The sequence below is a fragment of the Pseudomonas sp. NFACC42-2 genome (assembly GCF_900116055.1).
GTDB lineage: Bacteria > Pseudomonadota > Gammaproteobacteria > Pseudomonadales > Pseudomonadaceae > Aquipseudomonas > Aquipseudomonas marginalis.
In genome coordinates, this window is the sequence record NZ_FOZO01000021.1 from 1 (window position 1) to 18,599 (window position 18,599).

The 18,599-nt window shown below is 61.8% G+C and carries 17 protein-coding genes; 12 read left to right on the plus strand and 5 right to left on the minus strand.

Annotation, left to right across the window (positions count from 1 at the left end; all coding sequences use genetic code 11):
• Window positions 1-374 precede the first annotated feature (374 nt).
• Window positions 375-1,226 (minus strand): glycine betaine ABC transporter substrate-binding protein, encoded by an 852-nt coding sequence (locus BM416_RS25295; protein WP_027607053.1) that lies wholly within the window; start codon window positions 1,224-1,226, stop codon window positions 375-377.
• Between the two features lie 332 nt (window positions 1,227-1,558).
• On the opposite strand from BM416_RS25295, the gene BM416_RS25305 reads away from it, so the two are divergent.
• Window positions 1,559-3,112 carry a glycoside hydrolase family 17 protein gene (locus BM416_RS25305; RefSeq protein WP_092489849.1) on the plus strand — a complete coding sequence of 518 codons (1,554 nt, stop codon included), beginning with the start codon at window positions 1,559-1,561 and terminating at the stop codon, window positions 3,110-3,112.
• Window positions 3,113-3,192: 80 nt separating this feature from the next.
• Here the strand turns inward: BM416_RS25305 and BM416_RS25310 are convergent, their stop codons facing one another.
• On the minus strand, window positions 3,193-3,561 hold the full coding sequence (locus tag BM416_RS25310) for a hypothetical protein (protein WP_092489850.1): 369 nt from the start codon (window positions 3,559-3,561) through the stop codon (window positions 3,193-3,195).
• Window positions 3,562-3,797: 236 nt separating this feature from the next.
• Here BM416_RS25310 and BM416_RS25315 point away from each other — a divergent pair, with 236 nt between their 5' ends.
• Both BM416_RS25315 and BM416_RS25320 read left to right on the plus strand, forming a co-directional pair.
• Window positions 3,798-5,096, plus strand: a complete 1,299-nt coding sequence (locus BM416_RS25315; RefSeq protein WP_027607050.1) for a serine/threonine protein kinase — start codon at window positions 3,798-3,800, stop codon at window positions 5,094-5,096.
• Entirely contained in the window at window positions 5,089-5,877 is a 789-nt protein-coding gene (locus tag BM416_RS25320) for an MlaA family lipoprotein (RefSeq protein WP_027607049.1), read from the plus strand. The genes BM416_RS25315 and BM416_RS25320 overlap by 8 nt, the downstream gene beginning before the upstream one ends.
• 55 nt (window positions 5,878-5,932) lie before the next feature.
• On the opposite strand, the gene BM416_RS25325 is transcribed toward BM416_RS25320, so the two are convergent.
• A complete protein-coding gene (locus BM416_RS25325) occupies window positions 5,933-6,847 on the minus strand; it encodes a DUF808 domain-containing protein (protein WP_092489851.1) in 915 nt (304 codons plus the stop codon).
• Window positions 6,848-7,138: 291 nt separating this feature from the next.
• Between BM416_RS25325 and BM416_RS25330 the strand changes: the two genes are divergently transcribed.
• On the plus strand, window positions 7,139-7,744 hold the full coding sequence (locus tag BM416_RS25330; RefSeq protein ID WP_092489852.1) for a TetR/AcrR family transcriptional regulator: 606 nt from the start codon (window positions 7,139-7,141) through the stop codon (window positions 7,742-7,744).
• A gap of 135 nt (window positions 7,745-7,879) precedes the next feature.
• Here BM416_RS25330 and BM416_RS25335 read toward each other — a convergent pair whose 3' ends face one another.
• Window positions 7,880-8,320 carry a GlcG/HbpS family heme-binding protein gene (locus BM416_RS25335; RefSeq protein WP_092489853.1) on the minus strand — a complete coding sequence of 147 codons (441 nt, stop codon included), beginning with the start codon at window positions 8,318-8,320 and terminating at the stop codon, window positions 7,880-7,882.
• 256 nt (window positions 8,321-8,576) lie between these two features.
• Here BM416_RS25335 and gcl point away from each other — a divergent pair, with 256 nt between their 5' ends.
• From gcl to BM416_RS25375, 8 genes are all read left to right on the plus strand, one after another.
• Window positions 8,577-10,352: a glyoxylate carboligase gene (gene gcl, locus BM416_RS25340; RefSeq protein WP_092489854.1), complete on the plus strand. Its 1,776-nt coding sequence runs from the start codon at window positions 8,577-8,579 to the stop codon at window positions 10,350-10,352.
• Between the two features lie 10 nt (window positions 10,353-10,362).
• Complete coding sequence (gene hyi, locus BM416_RS25345) at window positions 10,363-11,145, plus strand: hydroxypyruvate isomerase (protein WP_092489855.1); 783 nt, start codon at window positions 10,363-10,365, stop codon at window positions 11,143-11,145.
• A gap of 110 nt (window positions 11,146-11,255) precedes the next feature.
• A complete protein-coding gene (locus BM416_RS25350) occupies window positions 11,256-12,146 on the plus strand; it encodes a 2-hydroxy-3-oxopropionate reductase (RefSeq protein ID WP_092489856.1) in 891 nt (296 codons plus the stop codon).
• 55 nt (window positions 12,147-12,201) lie between these two features.
• Window positions 12,202-13,482 (plus strand): glycerate kinase type-2 family protein, encoded by a 1,281-nt coding sequence (locus tag BM416_RS25355; protein WP_092489857.1) that lies wholly within the window; start codon window positions 12,202-12,204, stop codon window positions 13,480-13,482.
• On the plus strand, window positions 13,472-14,887 hold the full coding sequence (gene pyk, locus BM416_RS25360) for a pyruvate kinase (RefSeq protein WP_092489858.1): 1,416 nt from the start codon (window positions 13,472-13,474) through the stop codon (window positions 14,885-14,887). Before BM416_RS25355 ends, pyk begins: the two co-directional genes overlap by 11 nt.
• Window positions 14,888-15,024: 137 nt before the next feature.
• Window positions 15,025-15,900 (plus strand): urea transporter, encoded by an 876-nt coding sequence (locus tag BM416_RS25365; protein WP_092489859.1) that lies wholly within the window; start codon window positions 15,025-15,027, stop codon window positions 15,898-15,900.
• Window positions 15,901-15,931: 31 nt separating this feature from the next.
• The gene (locus BM416_RS25370; RefSeq protein ID WP_092489860.1) at window positions 15,932-16,756 is read left to right on the plus strand and encodes an ion transporter; all 825 of its coding nucleotides are present in this window, start codon (window positions 15,932-15,934) and stop codon (window positions 16,754-16,756) included.
• A gap of 96 nt (window positions 16,757-16,852) precedes the next feature.
• Window positions 16,853-17,857: a sulfate ABC transporter substrate-binding protein gene (locus BM416_RS25375; RefSeq protein WP_027607038.1), complete on the plus strand. Its 1,005-nt coding sequence runs from the start codon at window positions 16,853-16,855 to the stop codon at window positions 17,855-17,857.
• Between the two features lie 55 nt (window positions 17,858-17,912).
• On the opposite strand, the gene BM416_RS25380 is transcribed toward BM416_RS25375, so the two are convergent.
• Window positions 17,913-18,533 carry a DUF5666 domain-containing protein gene (locus BM416_RS25380; protein WP_092489861.1) on the minus strand — a complete coding sequence of 207 codons (621 nt, stop codon included), beginning with the start codon at window positions 18,531-18,533 and terminating at the stop codon, window positions 17,913-17,915.
• Between the last annotated feature and the right edge of the window lie 66 nt (window positions 18,534-18,599).

An 18,599-nucleotide genomic window follows, 5' to 3' on the forward strand; every position in this document is an offset into this window, starting at 1 on the left:
TAGACGAGCACCTCAGCCTTGGCCACATCAACACCCACGACCGTTTGCGAAGTAAGGATTGTCATGACGAATCCTCGGAGCTAGGGTTTAAGAGCTTGTTGGGGTCTACCGTTGCGCTGACTTGTCTCTATCGTCGGTCTTGCCGATGAATTCCTTATTGGCGCTTTTGGGTAGAAGGGGTGGGACGAAGTCTCCCACGGTCTGTACTGGTTAGAGTCAGAATCGGGCTTTTAGTCCCACCCACCCCTTCAAGTCTAAACATACAAGGGGGCTTGCTCCCGATAGCGGTGAGCCAGTCAGATCATTGACGACTGACACACCGCAATCGGGGATAAGCCCCCTCCCACAGGGGTTGTATCAAGGCAGGGGGGGGGTTATTTACCGGTCCACTCGGCTACGCGCTCAGGGTGCTTGGCAACCCAGTCCTTGGCCGCTGCATCAGGCTTGGCGCCTTCCTGGATAGCGAGCATGACTTCGCCGATCTCATCCTTGGAGGCCCACTGGAATTTCTTCAGGAAGGCCGCGACTTCCGGCGCTTTCTTCTCCAGGCCCTTGCTGCCGATGCTGTTGACGGTTTCAGCAGCACCATAAATCCCTTTTGGATCGTCCAGGAAACGCAGTTTCCACTTGGCGAACATCCAGTGTGGCACCCAGCCGGTGACCGCAATGGATTCCTGTTTGTCTTCGGCACGGGTCAGCTCGGCGATCATCGCCGCACCCGAGCTGGCTTGCAGCTTGTAGTCGAGGCCGTACTGCTTGATGGCTTCGTCGGTCTTGAGCATCACGCCTGAACCGGCGTCGATGCCGACGATCTTGTTCTTGAAGGTGGTGTCGGTCTTGAGGTCTTCGATGGACTTGGCCTTGACGTACTCCGGCACGATCAAGCCGATCTTCGCATCCTTGAAGTTGGGGCCGTAGTCGACCACCTTGTCCTTGTTCTTGGTCCAATACTCGCCGTGGGTCACTGGCAGCCAGGCGGAGAGCATGGCATCGAGCTTGCCGGTGGCCACGCCCTGCCACATGATCCCGGTGGCGACCGCTTGCAGTTTGACGTCATAACCGAGCTTTTCCCTGATCACCTCTGCCGCCACATGCGTGGTGGCAACGCTGTCGGACCAGCCATCTACATAACCGATGCTCAGGGTTTTGCTGTCGGCGCTGGCCAGTGTGGAGCTCATCGCAACTACCAGAGTGGCAGCTGCGCCCAAGAGTCGTCGCATCTTCATCGTACTTCCCCGAAAGTGCTGCGCCCGACGGATGTCGAGCGACGTCAACCTGTTGTTATGTGGTGCGCCGCGCCCCCTTCACGCGCATCGATCCGGCTGCTGCGACATCAGTGGAGTGCTGACACGTCGATCATCAACCTGCCGCAGCCTTCGACCTGCTCTGTCAGCGACCTCATGCAAGCAAGAAACGACATCACATCGCCAGTAGGACTTTTTGTAGGACTTAACCCCACGATCCCGCCTGAACTTTGCATGTCAAAATTATGCAGCCCCACTGGGATAACGCAAATCCGGGTAAGATGCGCGCCTTTGCTCCCCCAGATAAGCCGACCATGCCCGCGACTGCCCGCTTCCCTGCCCTGCCCTACTGCTTCGCTTTGATCCTCGGCCTGCTGATCCTTGTCGGCTACTGGTATGGCCTCGGCCGGCCGGTGGTGCTGCCGGATGTGGCCAGTGCCAGTCACAAACTGCAATGCGCGTCGTACACACCGTTCGACAAGGACCAATCGCCCTTCGACCAACCGTTCACACTGCGCCCCGCGCGCATGGACGCCGACCTCGCCCTGCTGGCCACCCGCTTCGAATGCATCCGCACCTACTCCATGACCGGCCTGGAAGCCTTGCCGGACCTGGCGCGCAAGCATGGGTTAAAGGTGATGGCGGGCGCCTGGGTCAGCAGCGACCCGGTCGCGACCGAAAAAGAAGTCGACCAACTGATCGCCTCGGCTAACGCCAACCCCGATGTGGTCACCTCGGTGATCGTCGGCAACGAAGCGCTGCTGCGCAAGGAAGTCACCGCCAAACAACTGGTGACGCTGATCCATAAGGTCAAAAGCCAGATCAAGCAGCCGGTCACCTACGCCGACGTCTGGGAGTTCTGGCTGCAGCACCCGGAAATCGCGCCGGCGGTGGACTTCCTGACCATCCACTTGCTGCCCTACTGGGAAGATGACCCCTCCGGTATCGACCAGGCCCTCAAGCATGTGGGCGATGTACGCCAGACCTTTGGCAACAAATTCGCGCCCAAGGACATATTGATCGGCGAGACCGGCTGGCCCAGCGAAGGCCGCCAGCGCGAAACCGCAGTGCCAAGCAGGGTCAATGAAGCCAAGTTCATGCGCGGTTTCGTGGCCATGGCCGAAGCCAATGGCTGGCACTACAACCTGATCGAAGCGTTTGACCAGCCGTGGAAGCGCGCCAGTGAAGGTGCCGTGGGCGGCTACTGGGGCCTGTTCGATGCCGACCGCCAGGACAAGGGCATCCTCGCCGGGCCGGTGACCAATGTGCCGCACTGGCCGCTGTGGCTGGGGGTCGGCGGGATTATCCTGCTGGGCACGCTGGTGCTCGGTGGTCGCGTCCGCAGCACTCGCGCCGCGATGGCCCTGCCCCTGTTGGGTGCAGTGGCTGCCTGCGCCATCGGCACCTGGGCCGAACTGACCCGCGTGACTGCGCGCTTCAACGATGAATGGGCATGGGCCGGCTTACTCGTGGCGCTGAACCTGCTGGTGCTGGCCCACGCCGCACTGGCCCTGAGTACCCGTGAAGGCTGGCGCGAACAGCTGTTCAACTGGCTGGAACAACGTGCCGGCTGGCTGGTGGCAATCGCCGGATTCGCGGGCGCCGTGATGATGCTGGCACTGGTGTTTGACCCACGCTACCGCAGCTTCCCGAGTGCGGCGCTGCTGCTGCCGGCGTTGGTGTACCTGGTTCGTCCAGTGACCGGGCCACGCCGGGAGATTGCCTTGCTGACCTTTATCATCGGGACCGGCATTGCACCGCAGTTGTACCGTGAAGGCCTGCTGAACCAGCAGGCATGGGGTTGGGCATTGGTAAGCGGGTTGATGGTTACGGCTTTGTGGCGGTGCTTGCGGATGCGCAAGGCTTAAGAGCGCCATCGGGGGCAAGCCCCCTCCCACCTTTGGACTGCGTTCTCATGTGGGAGGGGGCTTGCCCCCGGTTGGCCTTATCAGGCGCGCCGCGACTGCCTGACCAACCGCAACCCCGCAATCACCACTGCAAACACCGCAAACGTGGTGTTGTACAACGCCAGGGCCGGCAGCCCGAACGCCAGCCCCAGTACCGCCAAGCCCCATCCCGCACGGCCCGGCACGAAAAACGCCAGCACCGAGGTCACCAGCGCGGCCCAGCCCAGCACCTTGAAGTGAATCATCAAGCCCAGGTTCGAACGTACCTGGCATTCCCAGCGGCTGGCCTCGTCGGCACAGATGCCGACCCACTGACCATCTTCCATAAAGCCGTAACGCGCGCCATAACTGGCAGCCAGCCATAACGGCAGGGCAATAAGCAGCAAAATCAACGGCAAGCGGCGGGACATGGAGCACTCCGATAGGCAAAAACGGCGCTCAGCTTAATGCGCCGGCGGCCGTTAGCAAGGTGCATACACACAATTAGTGTTCACTAATGCATGGCAAAGTGTATCGTCTCGCTACTATTACCCCGATTCCGACGTTATTTTCCGACTTTTCGTGCCGAGAGCTGGCACTTCGGTGGCAACGCGGTGGTCATAGCCTGCGAACTTCATTAAGCACGTTTCCTCTTAGGGATTAAGTCATGCTCCGTTCCTTGCGCTGTGCTGCCTTACTGGGCAGCCTTTTTTTGAGTGCGTCAGCACTGGCCGTCGATATCGACCAAGCCAGCTATGGCTACCCTTTGACCAACCCATTCGAAGCGACCATCGCCACCACACCGCCTGACCTTCGGCCGACATTGCCGACCGATGACGAGATCAACCAGTCCGACTACACCCTGAATATGCGCCCCGAGCGCGAGTTCAGCCTGCCGGACAACTTCTGGGCAGTGAAGAAACTCACTTACCGCATCGCCAAGCAGGATCGCGCCGCGCCGCTGATCTTCCTGATCGCAGGCACCGGTGCGCGGTTTGACAGCAGCATCAACGAATACCTGAAAAAACTGTATTACCAGGCCGGCTACCACGTGGTGCAACTGTCGTCGCCCACCAGCTTCGACTTCATCGCCTCTGCGTCGCGCTTCGCCACTCCCGGCATCAGCCAGGAAGATGCCGAAGACATGTACCGCGTGATGCAAGCCGTGCGCGCACAGAATGCTTCACTGCCGGTGACCGACTTCTACCTCACCGGCTACAGCCTCGGCGCGCTGGATGCGGCGTTTGTCAGCAAGCTCGACGAGACCCGCCGCAGCTTCAACTTCAAGAAAGTGCTGCTGCTCAACCCGCCGGTCAACCTCTACACCTCGATCACCAACCTCGACAAGCTGGTACAGACCGAGGTCAAGGGCATCAACAACACCACCACCTTCTATGAACTGGTGTTGAACAAGCTGACCCGTTACTTCCAGCAAAAGGGCTACATCGACCTCAACGACGCCCTGCTCTACGACTTCCAGCAATCCAAGCAGCACCTGACCAACGAACAGATGGCCATGCTGATCGGCACCTCGTTCCGCTTCTCGGCGGCCGACATCGCCTTTACCTCGGACCTGATCAACCGCCGTGGCCTGATCATCCCGCCGAAGTACCCGATCAGCGAAGGTACCAGCCTCACGCCGTTCCTCAAGCGTGCGCTGCAATGCGACTTCGATTGCTACCTCACCGAACAGGTGATCCCGATGTGGCGCGCCCGCTCCGACGGGGGCAGCCTGCTGCAACTGGTTGACCAGGTCAGCCTGTACGCCCTCAAGGACTACCTCCACGCCAGCCCGAAAATCGCCGTCATGCACAACGCTGACGACGTGATTCTCGGCCCGGGCGACCTCGGCTTCCTGCGCAAGACCTTCGGCGATCGCTTGACCGTCTACCCCCTGGGCGGCCATTGCGGCAACCTCAATTACCGCGTCAACGCCGACGCCATGCTGGAGTTCTTCCGTGGCTAAATATCTTCTGCTGCTTGCCGCCCTGATGTGCGCAGGCGTTGCCAATGCCGACAACAGCAAGGCCCACGCGCCTGTGGTGATGGACTCCGACGGTTTCAAGGAGCCGTTGAGCAAGCTCAAGTTCAACCCGGGCCTGGACCAACGCGAATTCGAACGCTCGTCGGTCAACGCACTCAACGTGTACGACCCGCTCGAATCGTGGAACCGCCGCGTGTACCACTTCAACTACCGCTTTGACCAGTGGGTGTTCCTGCCGGTGGTCGACGGTTACCGCTACGTCACGCCAAGCTTCCTGCGCACCGGCGTGAGCAACTTCTTCAACAACCTGGGCGACGTGCCCAACCTGTTGAACAGCCTGCTGCAGCTCAAGGGCCACCGCTCCCTGGAAACCACCGGGCGCCTGCTGCTCAACACCACCGTCGGCATCGCCGGCCTGTGGGACCCGGCGACCGCCATGGGCCTGCCGCGCCAGAGTGAAGACTTCGGCCAGACCCTGGGCTTCTACGGCGTGCCCGGCGGTGCCTACCTGGTGCTGCCAATCTTCGGCCCGTCGAACCTGCGCGACACCGGCGGCTTGCTGGTGGACTACACCGCCGAGTCCCAGATCAACTTCCTCAACGTCTCCGAAGTCAGCTCCAACCACCCGGAAATCTGGGCCCTGCGTGCGGTGGACAAGCGCTACCAGACCAGCTTCCGCTACGGTCAGATGAACTCTCCGTTCGAGTATGAGAAGGTGCGGTATATCTATACGGAATCGCGCAAGTTGCAGATTGCCGAGTAAATAACGCCCGTAAAAAAGGCCATTCGATTGAATGGCCTTTTTTTGTGTCGGCGATTTATGCCCTGAGCGCTTTCCAGCTCTTGCCCACCACGCTGACCACTGCCAATACCACCGCCCCGGCAATAATCCCCGCCACCGCATTCAGTAACGTCGGCATCAACCACGCCAATCCACCTGTGCTCTGGCTCACACCCTCGATCCAGTGATGCACCACCGGCACGCCATGGGTAAGGATGCCACCGCCGACCATGAACATCGCCGCCGTGCCGATCACCGACAGGCTCTTCATCATATACGGTGCCGCCCGCAGGATGCCGCCACCGATACGGCGAGCCATCTGGCCAGGCTTCTGGGTAAGCCACAGGCCCAGGTCATCCAGCTTGACGATGCCAGCCACAAGCCCGTAGACGCCGATGGTCATGACGATGGCGATGCCCGATAGGACAATCACTTGCTGCATCAACGGCGCATCGGCCACGGTGCCGAGGGTGATGGCGATGATTTCCGCAGAGAGGATGAAGTCGGTACGGATCGCGCCTTTGATCTTGTCCTTTTCAAAAGCCACCAGATCAGTAGCCGGGTTAGCCACCGCTTCAACCAGCTGCGCATGGTCGGCCTGGACTTCAGCCTTGCTGTGCAGGAATTTATGCGCGAGCTTCTCGAAGCCTTCGAAACACAGGTAGGCGCCGCCGAGCATCAACAACGGTGTCACGGCCCAAGGAGCGAAGGCGCTGATCAATAACGCGGTGGGCACCAGGATCAATTTGTTGATAAACGAGCCCTTGGCAACGGCCCATACCACCGGGATTTCCCGCTCGGCACGCACGCCGGAAACCTGCTGGGCGTTGAGCGCCAGGTCATCGCCGAGCACCCCGGCGGTTTTTTTTGCCGCTACTTTTGTCATCAGGGCAACGTCATCGAGTACTGCGGCGATGTCGTCGATCAACACCAACAAGCTGCTTCCTGCCATGAATCGGGCTTCCTTAAGAGAGGGATGGGCGGAGCATAACGCGGCGCAGGGCTTTGCGGGCACATTGTTGAGGCCCGCGGATGGCCGGTGCTACCATGCGCAACCGCCTGTCCTGGCAAGGAAACTCCCCGTGCTCAGTTTCATAGATACGTTTCTCTTTTGGCGAGTGGCTGTTGTCGTCAGGCAAGGAGCCGCGACGACTCATAGCTCGCTATGGGGAGGAGCGGCGACGCAGAATGGCGGCAACAGACGCCGTCAAACAGAAACAGTATCTGTGAGACTGAGCACTTTATGAGCACCATTCGCGAGCGCAACAAAGAAAAGATCCTGCGGGCGGCGAGCGAGGAGTTTGCCGACAAGGGCTTCGCCGCGACCAAAACCAGCGACATCGCCGCCAAGGCCGGGCTGCCCAAGCCCAACGTCTATTACTACTTCAAGTCCAAGGACAACCTCTACCGTGAGGTGCTCGAAAGCATTATCGAGCCAATCCTGGCGGCGTCCACGCCGTTCAATCCCGAGGGCGAGCCTTCGGTGGTGCTGAGCAACTACATCCGCTCGAAAATCCGCATCTCCCGCGACCTGCCCTTCGCCTCCAAAGTGTTTGCCAGCGAAATCATGCATGGCGCACCGCACCTGAGTGCCGAGCAGGTCCAACAACTCAATGCCCAGGCCAAGCACAATATCGACTGCATCCAGAGTTGGGTGGATCGCGGGTTGATCGCGGCTATCGACCCTCATCACCTGATGTTCAGCATCTGGGCGGCGACGCAGACCTATGCGGATTTCGACTGGCAGATTTCCGCGGTGACCGGCAAGGCCAAGCTGGATGAGGCCGATTATGAAGCGGCGGCGCAGACGATTATTCGGTTGGTGCTCAAGGGCTGTGCGCCGGACTGATGCACCGAGGTGCCTGTGCCAATCGAGGGCAAGCCCCCTCCCACACTTGATTGGGTTCACACATTGATATGTGTGGATACGGTCAAATGTGGGAGGGGGCTTGCCCCCGATGAGGCCCTGATAGTCACTCAATACTTAAGCTGACACCCCCGCATCCGCCATCAACCCCAGCCCCTCGATCGCCGTGATCGCACACTGCTCATCAATATCCGACGTATCCCCGCTGATCCCGATCGCCCCCAGTACCGCCCCCGCCTGATCCCGAATCAACACCCCACCGGGTGCGGGCACCACGCTGCCCTGCCCCAGGCTGTTCAACGCCGCGATAAACGCCGGCCGTTGCTGTGCGTCCAGCGCCAGCAAGCGCGAGCCCTTGCCCAGCGCAATCGCGCCCCAGGCCTTGCCGATGGCGATGTGCGGGCGCAGCAGGCTGGCGCCGTCTTCGCGCTGCACGGTGATCAGGTGGCCACCGCTGTCGAGCACCGCAACGGTCAGCGGTGCGGCTGAGATCGTGCGCCCTGCACTGAGGGCCTGGCTGGCCAGTTGGGTGGCAATCTTCAAGGTTAAAGCGCTCATGGTGCCGTCCTTCTTTTGTTATTGGGAAAGCGGTGCAGGTCTGTTTGATCAGATGCCCGATCAAACAAATAGAACACAATGATATTTGTTTTTGTATACAATATTTTCAAACAAAGGCTCCATACGTCGAAAAAAGCGGTTCCGACGAACGCAAAGGCCAACCAATAAAATGGATTGACCTGCGCCGCCCGCCGTGAATACACTTTGGACAGACACCACTTGTATACAATTACAAAACGCAAGAGGCACCAAAATCATGAGCAAAATGAGAGCAATCGAAGCCGCCGTCCTCGTCATGCGCCGTGAAGGCGTGGACACCGCCTTCGGTATCCCAGGCGCTGCGATCAACCCGCTGTACTCAGCCTTGCAGAAGGTGGGTGGCATCGATCACGTCCTTGCTCGCCACGTTGAAGGCGCCTCGCACATGGCCGAGGGTTACACCCGCACCAAGGCCGGCAATATCGGCGTGTGCATCGGCACCTCGGGCCCGGCGGGCACCGACATGGTCACCGGCCTCTACAGCGCCTCGGCCGACTCGATCCCGATCCTGTGCATCACCGGCCAGGCACCACGGGCCCGCATGCACAAGGAAGACTTCCAGGCCGTGGACATCACCAGCATCGTCAAGCCGGTGACCAAGTGGGCAACCACCGTCCTCGAGCCGGGCCAAGTGCCGTACGCGTTCCAGAAAGCCTTCTATGAAATGCGCTCCGGCCGCCCTGGCCCGGTGCTGATCGACCTGCCGTTCGATGTGCAGATGGCCGAGATCGAATTCGACATCGACGCCTACCAGCCGCTGCCACTGGCCAAGCCCTTGGCCACCCGCATCCAGGTCGAAAAGGCCCTGGCCCTGCTGGATCAGGCTGAACGCCCGTTGCTGGTGAGCGGCGGCGGTGTGATCAACGCCGACGCCAGCGAGCTGCTGGTGGAGTTCGCCGAACTGACCGGCATCCCGGTGATCCCGACGCTGATGGGCTGGGGCACTATTCCCGACGATCACCCCCAGATGGTCGGTATGGTCGGCCTGCAAACCTCCCACCGCTACGGCAACGCGACGCTGCTCAAATCGGACGTGGTGCTGGGTATCGGTAACCGTTGGGCCAACCGCCACACCGGTTCAGTGGAGGTGTACACCGAAGGCCGTAAATTCATTCACGTCGACATCGAACCAACCCAGATTGGTCGCGTATTCACGCCGGACCTGGGCATCGTGTCCGATGCCGGCTCCGCGCTGACGATGTTCATTGAAGTGGCCCGCGAGTGGAAAGCCGCCGGCAAGCTCAAGGACCGCAGTGCCTGGCTGCATGACTGCCAGCAGCGCAAGGCGACCCTGCAGCGCAAGACCCACTTCGATTACGTGCCGGTCAAGCCGCAACGGGTGTACGAAGAGATGAACCAGGTGTTCGGCAAAGACACCTGCTACGTCAGCACCATCGGCCTGTCGCAGATTGCCGGCGCGCAGTTCCTGCATGTGTACAAGCCCCGCCACTGGATCAACTGCGGCCAGGCCGGCCCGTTGGGCTGGACCATTCCGGCGGCGCTGGGCGTGGTCAAGGCCGACCCGGGCCGCAAGGTGGTGGCGCTGTCCGGCGACTATGACTTCCAGTTCATGATCGAAGAGCTGGCCGTGGGCGCGCAGTTCAAGCTGCCATACATCCACGTGGTGGTGAACAACTCCTACCTGGGGCTGATCCGCCAGGCCCAGCGCGGGTTTGAAATGGACTACTGCGTGCAGTTGTCTTTCGACAACCTCAACGCTCCGGAGCTGAACGGTTATGGCGTCGACCACGTCGCAGTTGCCGAAGGCCTGGGTTGCAAGGCCCTGCGCGTGTTCGAGCCGGGGCAAATCCAGCCGGCATTGCGCCGCGCCGAGGAAATGATCGAAGAGTTCAAGGTGCCGGTGATCGTCGAGATCATTCTGGAGCGCGTGACCAATATTTCCATGGGCACCGAGATCAACGCCGTCAACGAATTCGAAGACCTGGCCCTGGTCGGCAACGATGCGCCGACCGCCATTTCCCTGCTCGATTAAGGAGAACCCTATGCCACGCTTTGCCGCCAACCTGTCCATGCTGTTTACCGAGCAGGACTTTCTCGCGCGCTTCAAGGCCGCAGCCGATGCCGGTTTCCAGGGTGTCGAGTACCTGTTCCCCTATGAATTCAGCTCGGCTGACATCAAGGCCCAGCTCGACACCCATGGCCTGACCCAGGTGCTGTTCAACCTGCCGGCCGGTGACTGGGCCAAGGGCGAACGCGGCCTGGCGTGCCACCCGGACCGGGTCGAGGAGTTCCGCGCCGGGGTCACCCTGGCCATCGCCTACGCCCAGGTGCTGGGCAATACCCAGATCAACTGCCTGGCGGGGATTCGGCCCCAGGGTGTGGATGATGAAACCGTGGAAAAGACCTTTGTCGCCAACCTCAAGTACGCCGCCGACAAGCTGCAGGCGGCGGGCATCAAGCTGGTGATGGAAGCGATCAACACCCGCGACATTCCGGGTTTCTACCTCAACAACACGGCACAGGCCCTGTCGATTCGCGAACAGGTGGGCAGTGACAACCTGTTCCTGCAGTACGACATCTACCACATGCAAATCATGGAAGGCGACCTGGCCCGGACCATGGCGGCGCATCTGGAGGAGATCAATCACATCCAACTGGCGGACAACCCTGGGCGCAATGAGCCCGGAACCGGGGAGATCAACTACCGCTTCCTGTTCGAACATCTGGACCGCATCGGGTACGCGGGTTGGGTCGGCTGTGAATACAAGCCGCTGACCACCACCGAAGCGGGTTTGGGCTGGCTTAAAGCCCATAACGCCATCTAACCGACACCACACAAAACCCTGTGGGAGGGGGCTTGCTGTGGTGGAGGGCTTGTCCCCCCGCTCACCACAGCAAGCCCAGCGCCCACAGAGCATAAAAAGAGGATTTCATCATGGCTAAAATCGGATTTATCGGCACCGGCATCATGGGCCAACCCATGGCCGCGAACCTGCAGAAGGCCGGTCATCAACTGTTTCTTTCCGAACACCACGGCAAGGCGCCGGCCGAGCTGATCAGCGCCGGCGCAGTGGCCCTGGCCACTCCGCAGCAAGTGGCCCAGGAAGCCGAGTTCATTATCGTCATGGTCCCCGACACCCCGCAGGTCGACGACGTGCTGTTCCGCGCCGACGGCGTGGCGGCGGGCCTGTCGCCGAACAAGGTGGTGATCGACATGAGTTCGATCTCTCCCACAGCCACCAAGGCGTTTGCGGCAAAGATCAACGAGCACGGCGCGCAGTACCTCGATGCCCCGGTGTCCGGCGGTGAAGTCGGCGCCAAGGCCGGTACCTTGAGCATCATGGTCGGTGGCGAGCCGCAGACCTTCGAACGTGCGCTGCCGCTGTTCCAGAGCATGGGCAAGAACATCACCCTGGTGGGCGGCAATGGCGATGGCCAGACCGCCAAAGTGGCCAACCAGATCATCGTCGCGCTGAATATCCAGGCGGTGGCCGAAGCACTGCTGTTCGCCTCCAGGAACGGCGCCGACCCGGCCAAGGTGCGTGAAGCGCTGATGGGCGGCTTTGCCTCGTCGAAGATCCTCGAAGTGCATGGCGAACGCATGATCAAGGGCACCTTCGATCCGGGTTTCCGCATCAACCTGCACCAGAAGGACCTGAACCTGGCCCTGGCCGGTGCCAGGGAACTGGGGATCAACCTGCCGAACACCGCCGGCACCCAGCAGGTGTTCAGCACGTGCGCGGCGATTGGCGGCGGTAACTGGGACCACTCGGCGTTGATCAAGGGGTTGGAGCATATGGCGAACTTCTCGATTCGCGATAAGTAACCCCCCTTTGAAATGGCTGCACCTCTAATAACAAAAATCCCCCGGGAGTCCGCTTATGTCGGTCGATCCGCAACACCTGCTTCGCGAGCTGTTTGCCACAGCCATCGACGCCGCCCACCCCCGGCACGTCCTTGAACCCTGCCTGCCCGCCGACCGCAGCGGCCGCGTGATCGTGATCGGCGCCGGCAAGGCGGCGGCCGCCATGGCGCTGGTCGTCGAGAATTGCTGGCAAGGCGAAGTCTCGGGCCTGGTGGTCACCCGCTACGGCCACGGCGCCCCTTGCCAGAAAATCGAAGTGGTCGAAGCCGCCCACCCGGTGCCCGATGCCGCCGGCCTTGCAGTGGCCAAGCGCGTGCTGGAATTGATCAGCAACCTGGGCGAAGACGACCGGGTGATCTTCCTGCTCTCCGGCGGCGGCTCGGCACTCCTGGCACTGCCTGCCGAAGGCATCAGCCTGGCCGACAAGCAGGCCCTCAACAAAGCCCTGCTCAAATCCGGCGCCACCATTGGCGAGATGAATTGCGTACGCAAGCACCTCTCGGCAATCAAGGGCGGTCGGCTGGCCAAGGCGGCCTGGCCGGCCACGGTCTACACCTACGCGATTTCCGATGTGCCGGGCGACCAGGCCACGGTCATCGCCTCCGGCCCCACGGTCGGCGACCCCAGCACCTCGCAACAGGCCCTGGCGATCCTCAAGCGCTACGACATCGACGTACCGGCCGCCGTGCGCAGTTGGTTGCAGAATCCGGCCTCGGAAACCGTCAAGCCCGGCGACCCGGTGCTCGCCCGCAGCCACTTCCAGCTGATCGCGCGCCCGCAACAATCCCTGGAAGCGGTGGCGGTGAAAGCGCGCCAGGCCGGTTTCAGCGCGCTGGTCCTCGGCGACCTGGAAGGCGAAGCGCGGGAGGTGGCCAAAGTGCACGCCGGCATCGCGCGGCAAATCGTGCAGCACGGCCAGCCGCTGGCGGCGCCGTGCGTGATCCTCTCCGGCGGTGAAACCACCGTCACCGTGCGCGGCAACGGCCGTGGCGGGCGCAACGCCGAATTCCTGTTGAGCCTGACCGACAGCCTCAAAGGCCTGCCCGGCGTGTACGCCCTGGCCGGCGACACCGACGGCATCGACGGCTCGGAAGACAACGCCGGCGCAATCATGACCCCGTGCAGCTATGCGCGCGCCGAAGCCCTGGGCCTGTCGGCCAGCGACGAGCTGGATAACAACAACGGTTATGGCTACTTCGCCGCCCTCGACGGCTTGATCGTTACCGAGCCGACCCGCACCAATGTCAATGACGTGCGCGCCATCCTGATCCTTGAGACTGCCCACCATGACGCCTGACAAGAAGGTCAAGATCCTCGCCACCCTGGGCCCGGCCACCGACGGTATCGACGATATCCGTGAGCTGGTGCAAGCCGGGGTAAATATCTTCCGCCTCAACTTCAGCCACGGTGAGCATGCCGATCACGCCCGGCGCTACCACTGGATTCGCCAGGTGGAGCGCCAGCTCAACTACCCGCTGGGTATCCTCATGGACCTGCAAGGGCCGAAGCTGCGCGTCGGGACGTTTGCCGAGGGCAAGCTGCAACTGGTGCGTGGCCAGGCCCTGCGCCTGGACCTGGACCCGACGCCGGGCGACCAGCGCCGGGTCAACCTGCCCCACCCGGAAATCATTGCCGCCCTGGAACCGGGCATGGACCTGTTGCTCGACGACGGCAAGCTGCGCCTGCGCGTGATCACCCGGCACGCCGATGCCATCGACACCACCGTACTGAATGGCGGCGAGTTGTCCGACCGTAAAGGCGTCAACGTCCCACAAGCCTTGCTGGAACTCAGCCCGCTCACCGCCAAGGACCGTCGCGACCTGAGCTTCGGTCTGGAGCTGGGCGTGGACTGGGTCGCGCTGTCGTTTGTGCAGCGCCCGGAAGACATCCGCGAGGCTCGCGAGCTGATCGGCGACAAGGCCTTCCTGATGGCCAAGATCGAGAAGCCCTCAGCCGTACAACGCCTGCGGGAAATCGCCGAGCTGAGCGACGCGATCATGGTGGCCAGGGGCGACCTGGGCGTGGAAGTACCGGCCGAGAGCGTGCCGCAAATCCAGAAAGACATCATCCGCACCTGCCGCCAACTGGGCAAACCGGTGGTGGTGGCCACGCAGATGCTGGAGTCCATGCGCTTCTCGCCGGCGCCGACCCGCGCGGAAGTGACGGATGTCGCCAATGCCGTGGCCGAAGGCGCGGATGCGGTGATGCTGTCGGCGGAAACCGCGTCGGGCGAGTACCCGCTGGAAGCCGTGCAGATGATGAGCAAGATCATCCGCCAGGTGGAAAACGGCCCGGACTACCAGACCCAGCTCGACGTCAGCCGGCCCAAGGCCGATGCCACGGTGTCGGACGCCATCAGCTGCGCGATCCGGCGCATCAGCAGCATCCTGCCGGTGGCGGTGCTGGTGAACTACAGCGAGTCGGGCAGCTCCAGCCTGCGCGCGGCGCGGGAGCGGCCGGTGGCGCCGATTCTCAACCTCACGCCGAACCTGTCCACCGCACGCCGCTTGAGTGTGGCGTGGGGCGTGCATTCGGTGGTCAATGATCGACTGAGGCAGGTGGATGAGGTGTGTTCCACCGCGCTGGAGATTGCCCAGGCCCAGGGCATGGCGCAGCGCGGGGATACCTTGGTGATTACTGCCGGGGTGCCGTTCGGGCAGCCGGGGTCGACCAACTCCTTGCGCATAGAGACGCTGATCTAGCGCCTGCAGAGGCCCCATCGGGGGCAAGCCCCCTCCCACATTGGACGGCATTCACACATCTCACTATGTGAACCCAATCAAGTGTGGGAGGGGGCTCGCCCCCGATGGGCCCAACTCGGTCCCACTGAATACCCATCATGCACACCCCAACCTGCCCCGACTGGGCCGAAGCCCTGCTCAACGGCTTCAGCCAGATCTTCCTGCAACGCCATCCGCTGTGCGGCCTGCTGTGCCTGTTGGCGATCCTGATCGGCGCTCCGGCCTTGCTCGGCGGTGCGCTGCTGGGTGGGGTCGCCGGATTGCTCACGGCCCAGCGTCGCGACTATCCCAAGGCCGAGCGCCAGGCGGGTCTCTATAGCTACAACGGCGTATTGCTGGGCCTGTTGATCAGCCAGCATTTCACCTGGTCGGCCTTGTTGCCACCGCTGATCCTCGCGTGCGGCGGCCTGAGCGCGATCCTTACGCGACAGTGGTTGAAACACGCGACGCAGCCCGACGACCTGCCCGCCTACAGCGCACCCTTTGTCGGCCTGGGCTGGCTGCTGCTGGGCAGCGTCCCACACAGTGCCTTGGCCCTGGGCGAGCCCGATACCCTGGCGGTGCTCGGCGCGCCGTTCACCGGCCTCGCGCAAATCATGCTGCTGGACCAGCCGCTGGCGGGCGTGCTGATTGCCCTCGGCCTGTGGCTGGCGAACCGGCGTGCCGCGGTCTGGGCCGTGATCGGCGCCAGCAGCGGCGTACTGATCGGATTGCTGCTGGACGACACCAGCGCCGCCCTCCTCGGCCTGCACAGCTACAACCCGGCTCTCGCGGCCCTGGCGCTGAGCCAGGCACGGCGCCAACCCTGGCTGCCGCTGCTCGGCATCCTGCTGGCGATCGCCCTCACACCGGGCTTTGCCGCCCTGCACCTGCCCGCACTCACCGCGCCGTTTATCCTCGCCTGCTGGCTGGTACGCGCCAGCGCCCGAATACTCAGGAAACCCCGCATGGACAGCCCCTTCGAATCCCCCTAGGCTTGCTCGATATTCGATTCAGGCGGGCTTTATGGACAGCAACAACGACTGGCGTCAGCGGCTCTACATCATGGTTTTTCAGAGCGACACCGTCGCCGGGCGGCGCTTTGACGGCATCCTGCTGTTGATCATCCTCGCCAGCCTGGTGATCGTGATGCTCGACAGCATCGACCAGGTCCACCAGAACTACGCCGATGTGCTGGCCTACATTGAATGGGGCTTCACCCTGATCTTCCTGATCGAGTACGGGTTGCGCCTGTACTGCTCACCCAAGCCGTTACGCTACGCCTTCAGCTTTTACGGGCTGGTGGATCTGCTCGCCATCGTGCCCGGCATCCTTGCGCTGTACTACAGCGACGCGCAGTACCTGCTGATCATCCGCATCATCCGGATGCTGCGGATTTTCCGCGTGCTCAAGCTCAGTCCGTACCTCAAGCAGGCCAACTACCTGATGGCGGCGCTGCGCGGCAGCAAGCAGAAGATCGTGGTGTTCCTGGTGAGCGTGTGCACCCTGGTCACGGTGTTCGGCACCTTGATGTATGTGATCGAAGGCCCGGAGCACGGCTTCACCAGTATCCCCAAGGGCATCTATTGGGCGATCGTGACGCTGACCACCGTAGGCTTTGGCGATATCGTGCCCAAGACGCCGTTGGGCCAGGTGATTTCGTCGCTGGTGATGATCACCGGTTACTCGATCATCGCCGTGCCCACGGGTATTTTTACGGCCGAGCTGGCCAGTGCCATGCGCGGTGAGCAACTGCAACACGACTGCCCGGTGTGCAGGAAAAACAGCCACGAGCCGAACGCGGCGTTCTGTTCGCGCTGTGGCAACGCGCTTTTTAAGAAAGTGGAATAAGCAAAGTTCTTTTTAATCTTTAAGCGACTAAGTGCCCCCGGCTATAGTCGCTGGCAATGTGCCTCCCCTCTTCTCCCGAACAACAAGGAATGAGCAGTGAAAAAACTCGTTAGCGCCTCTCTCCTGGCAGCCGGCCTTGCCCTGGCGGGCGCCGTCCAGGCCGCACCGGTCACCCTGCTCAACGTCTCCTACGACGTGATGCGCGATTTCTACAAGGACTACAATGCCGCCTTCCAGAAGCACTGGGAAGCCGAGCACCCGAACGACAAGCTGACCCTGCAGATGTCCTTCGGCGGTTCCAGCAAACAAGCGCGCTCGGTGATCGACGGCCTGCCGGCTGACGTGATTACCATGAACATGGCCACCGACATCAACGCCCTGGTCGACAACGGCAAACTGGTGCCGGACAACTGGGTCACCCGCCTGCCGAACAACAGCGCGCCGTTCACCTCGGCCACCGTGTTCATCGTGCGCAAGGGCAACCCGAAAGCCCTGAAAGACTGGCCGGACCTGCTCAAGGATGGCGTGCAGGTGATCGTGCCCAACCCGAAAACCTCCGGTAACGGCCGCTACACCTACCTGTCGGCCTGGGGTTATGTGCTCAAGAACGGCGGTGACGAAGACAAGGCCAAGGCCTTTGTCGGCAAGCTGTTCAAACAGGCGCCCGTGCTGGACACCGGTGGCCGCGCCGCCACCACCACGTTCATGACCAACCAGATCGGCGACGTGCTGGTGACCTTCGAGAACGAAGCCGAAATGATCGCCCGTGAATTCGGTCGCGATCAGTTCGAAGTGATCTACCCAAGCGTCTCCGCCGAAGCCGAGCCGCCGGTGTCGGTGGTGGATAAAGTGGTCGAGAAGAAAGGCACCCGCGTGGCCGCTGAAGACTACCTGAAGTACCTGTGGTCGCCGCAAGGCCAGGAAATCGCTGCCAACAACTACCTGCGCCCGCGTGATCCGAAGGTGCTGGCCAAGTACACCGACCGCTTCCCGAAAGTCGACTTCCTGTCGGTGGAGAAGACCTTTGGTGACTGGCGCACCGTGCAGAAAACCCACTTCAATGATGGTGGGGTTTTCGACCAGATCTACTCCGGTCAGTAACTGACAAATGTGGGAGGAGGCTTGCCCCTCCCACATTTAGATCTGGGTTTTGCAGTTACATCGGCGGTGTCACGCCATCCTTGCCGGCTGAAATGGCTTGGGCAGTGATTTTCCCATCCGCCCCTTGCGCGGCAAACAACACCACCTTCACCCCCGGCTTGAGCAAGCTGCGGTCTCCCGGTTCCAGGTTGACGATCGGCACATCCTCCGGCACCACGATCTTCTGTTCGCCGCCTTTGTATTTCACGGTCAACGTCCGCCCTTTGCTGACCACCAAGTCGCCGACGGTGCCGTTGGTCATGCTGCTGCCTTCCTTCAGGTCAAACGCCCGATGCCCGTCACCCGTGCCGGCCATGGCCGGTGGGAACACATGCACTTCCAGCGCCGTGAGGGTGCCGTCGGCGTTGGGCATGGCGGCCGAGCCGATGTAGCTGCCCGGTTTGATTTCATCGATCCTGGCCAGGGTGACGGCGCGCACCTGGGTGTCCTTGGTCAGGTGCACGGTGACGTCTTCACCGCTGTTGACCTTGACCTGCATCGCATCACCGTCCATCGCGGTGATTGCCCCGCGTACGCCTACGCGCGGCGCATCGGCGGCATTGGCCAGGCCCAGGCCCAGGGCCATTGCAGCAGCGAGGCTTGAAGCCAGGAGTATCTTGTTGAGCGTGATTTTCATGGCGCTGGATTTCCTGTTTCAGCAGTTGTTTCTGAATGTATCATCACCCGGCATAAGTGATATCAC

Coding starts and splice junctions, on each gene's coding strand:
- BM416_RS25305 (WP_092489849.1), top strand. CDS start 1,559: ATGCCCGCGACTGCCCGCTTCCCTGCCCTGCCCTACTGCTTCGCTTTG.
- BM416_RS25310 (WP_092489850.1), bottom strand. CDS start 3,561: ATGTCCCGCCGCTTGCCGTTGATTTTGCTGCTTATTGCCCTGCCGTTA.
- hyi (WP_092489855.1), top strand. CDS start 10,363: ATGCCACGCTTTGCCGCCAACCTGTCCATGCTGTTTACCGAGCAGGAC.
- pyk (WP_092489858.1), top strand. CDS start 13,472: ATGACGCCTGACAAGAAGGTCAAGATCCTCGCCACCCTGGGCCCGGCC.
- gcl (WP_092489854.1), top strand. CDS start 8,577: ATGAGCAAAATGAGAGCAATCGAAGCCGCCGTCCTCGTCATGCGCCGT.
- BM416_RS25330 (WP_092489852.1), top strand. CDS start 7,139: ATGAGCACCATTCGCGAGCGCAACAAAGAAAAGATCCTGCGGGCGGCG.
- BM416_RS25355 (WP_092489857.1), top strand. CDS start 12,202: ATGTCGGTCGATCCGCAACACCTGCTTCGCGAGCTGTTTGCCACAGCC.
- BM416_RS25370 (WP_092489860.1), top strand. CDS start 15,932: ATGGACAGCAACAACGACTGGCGTCAGCGGCTCTACATCATGGTTTTT.
- BM416_RS25350 (WP_092489856.1), top strand. CDS start 11,256: ATGGCTAAAATCGGATTTATCGGCACCGGCATCATGGGCCAACCCATG.
- BM416_RS25295 (WP_027607053.1), bottom strand. CDS start 1,226: ATGAAGATGCGACGACTCTTGGGCGCAGCTGCCACTCTGGTAGTTGCG.
- BM416_RS25335 (WP_092489853.1), bottom strand. CDS start 8,320: ATGAGCGCTTTAACCTTGAAGATTGCCACCCAACTGGCCAGCCAGGCC.
- BM416_RS25325 (WP_092489851.1), bottom strand. CDS start 6,847: ATGGCAGGAAGCAGCTTGTTGGTGTTGATCGACGACATCGCCGCAGTA.
- BM416_RS25365 (WP_092489859.1), top strand. CDS start 15,025: ATGCACACCCCAACCTGCCCCGACTGGGCCGAAGCCCTGCTCAACGGC.
- BM416_RS25380 (WP_092489861.1), bottom strand. CDS start 18,533: ATGAAAATCACGCTCAACAAGATACTCCTGGCTTCAAGCCTCGCTGCT.
- BM416_RS25315 (WP_027607050.1), top strand. CDS start 3,798: ATGCTCCGTTCCTTGCGCTGTGCTGCCTTACTGGGCAGCCTTTTTTTG.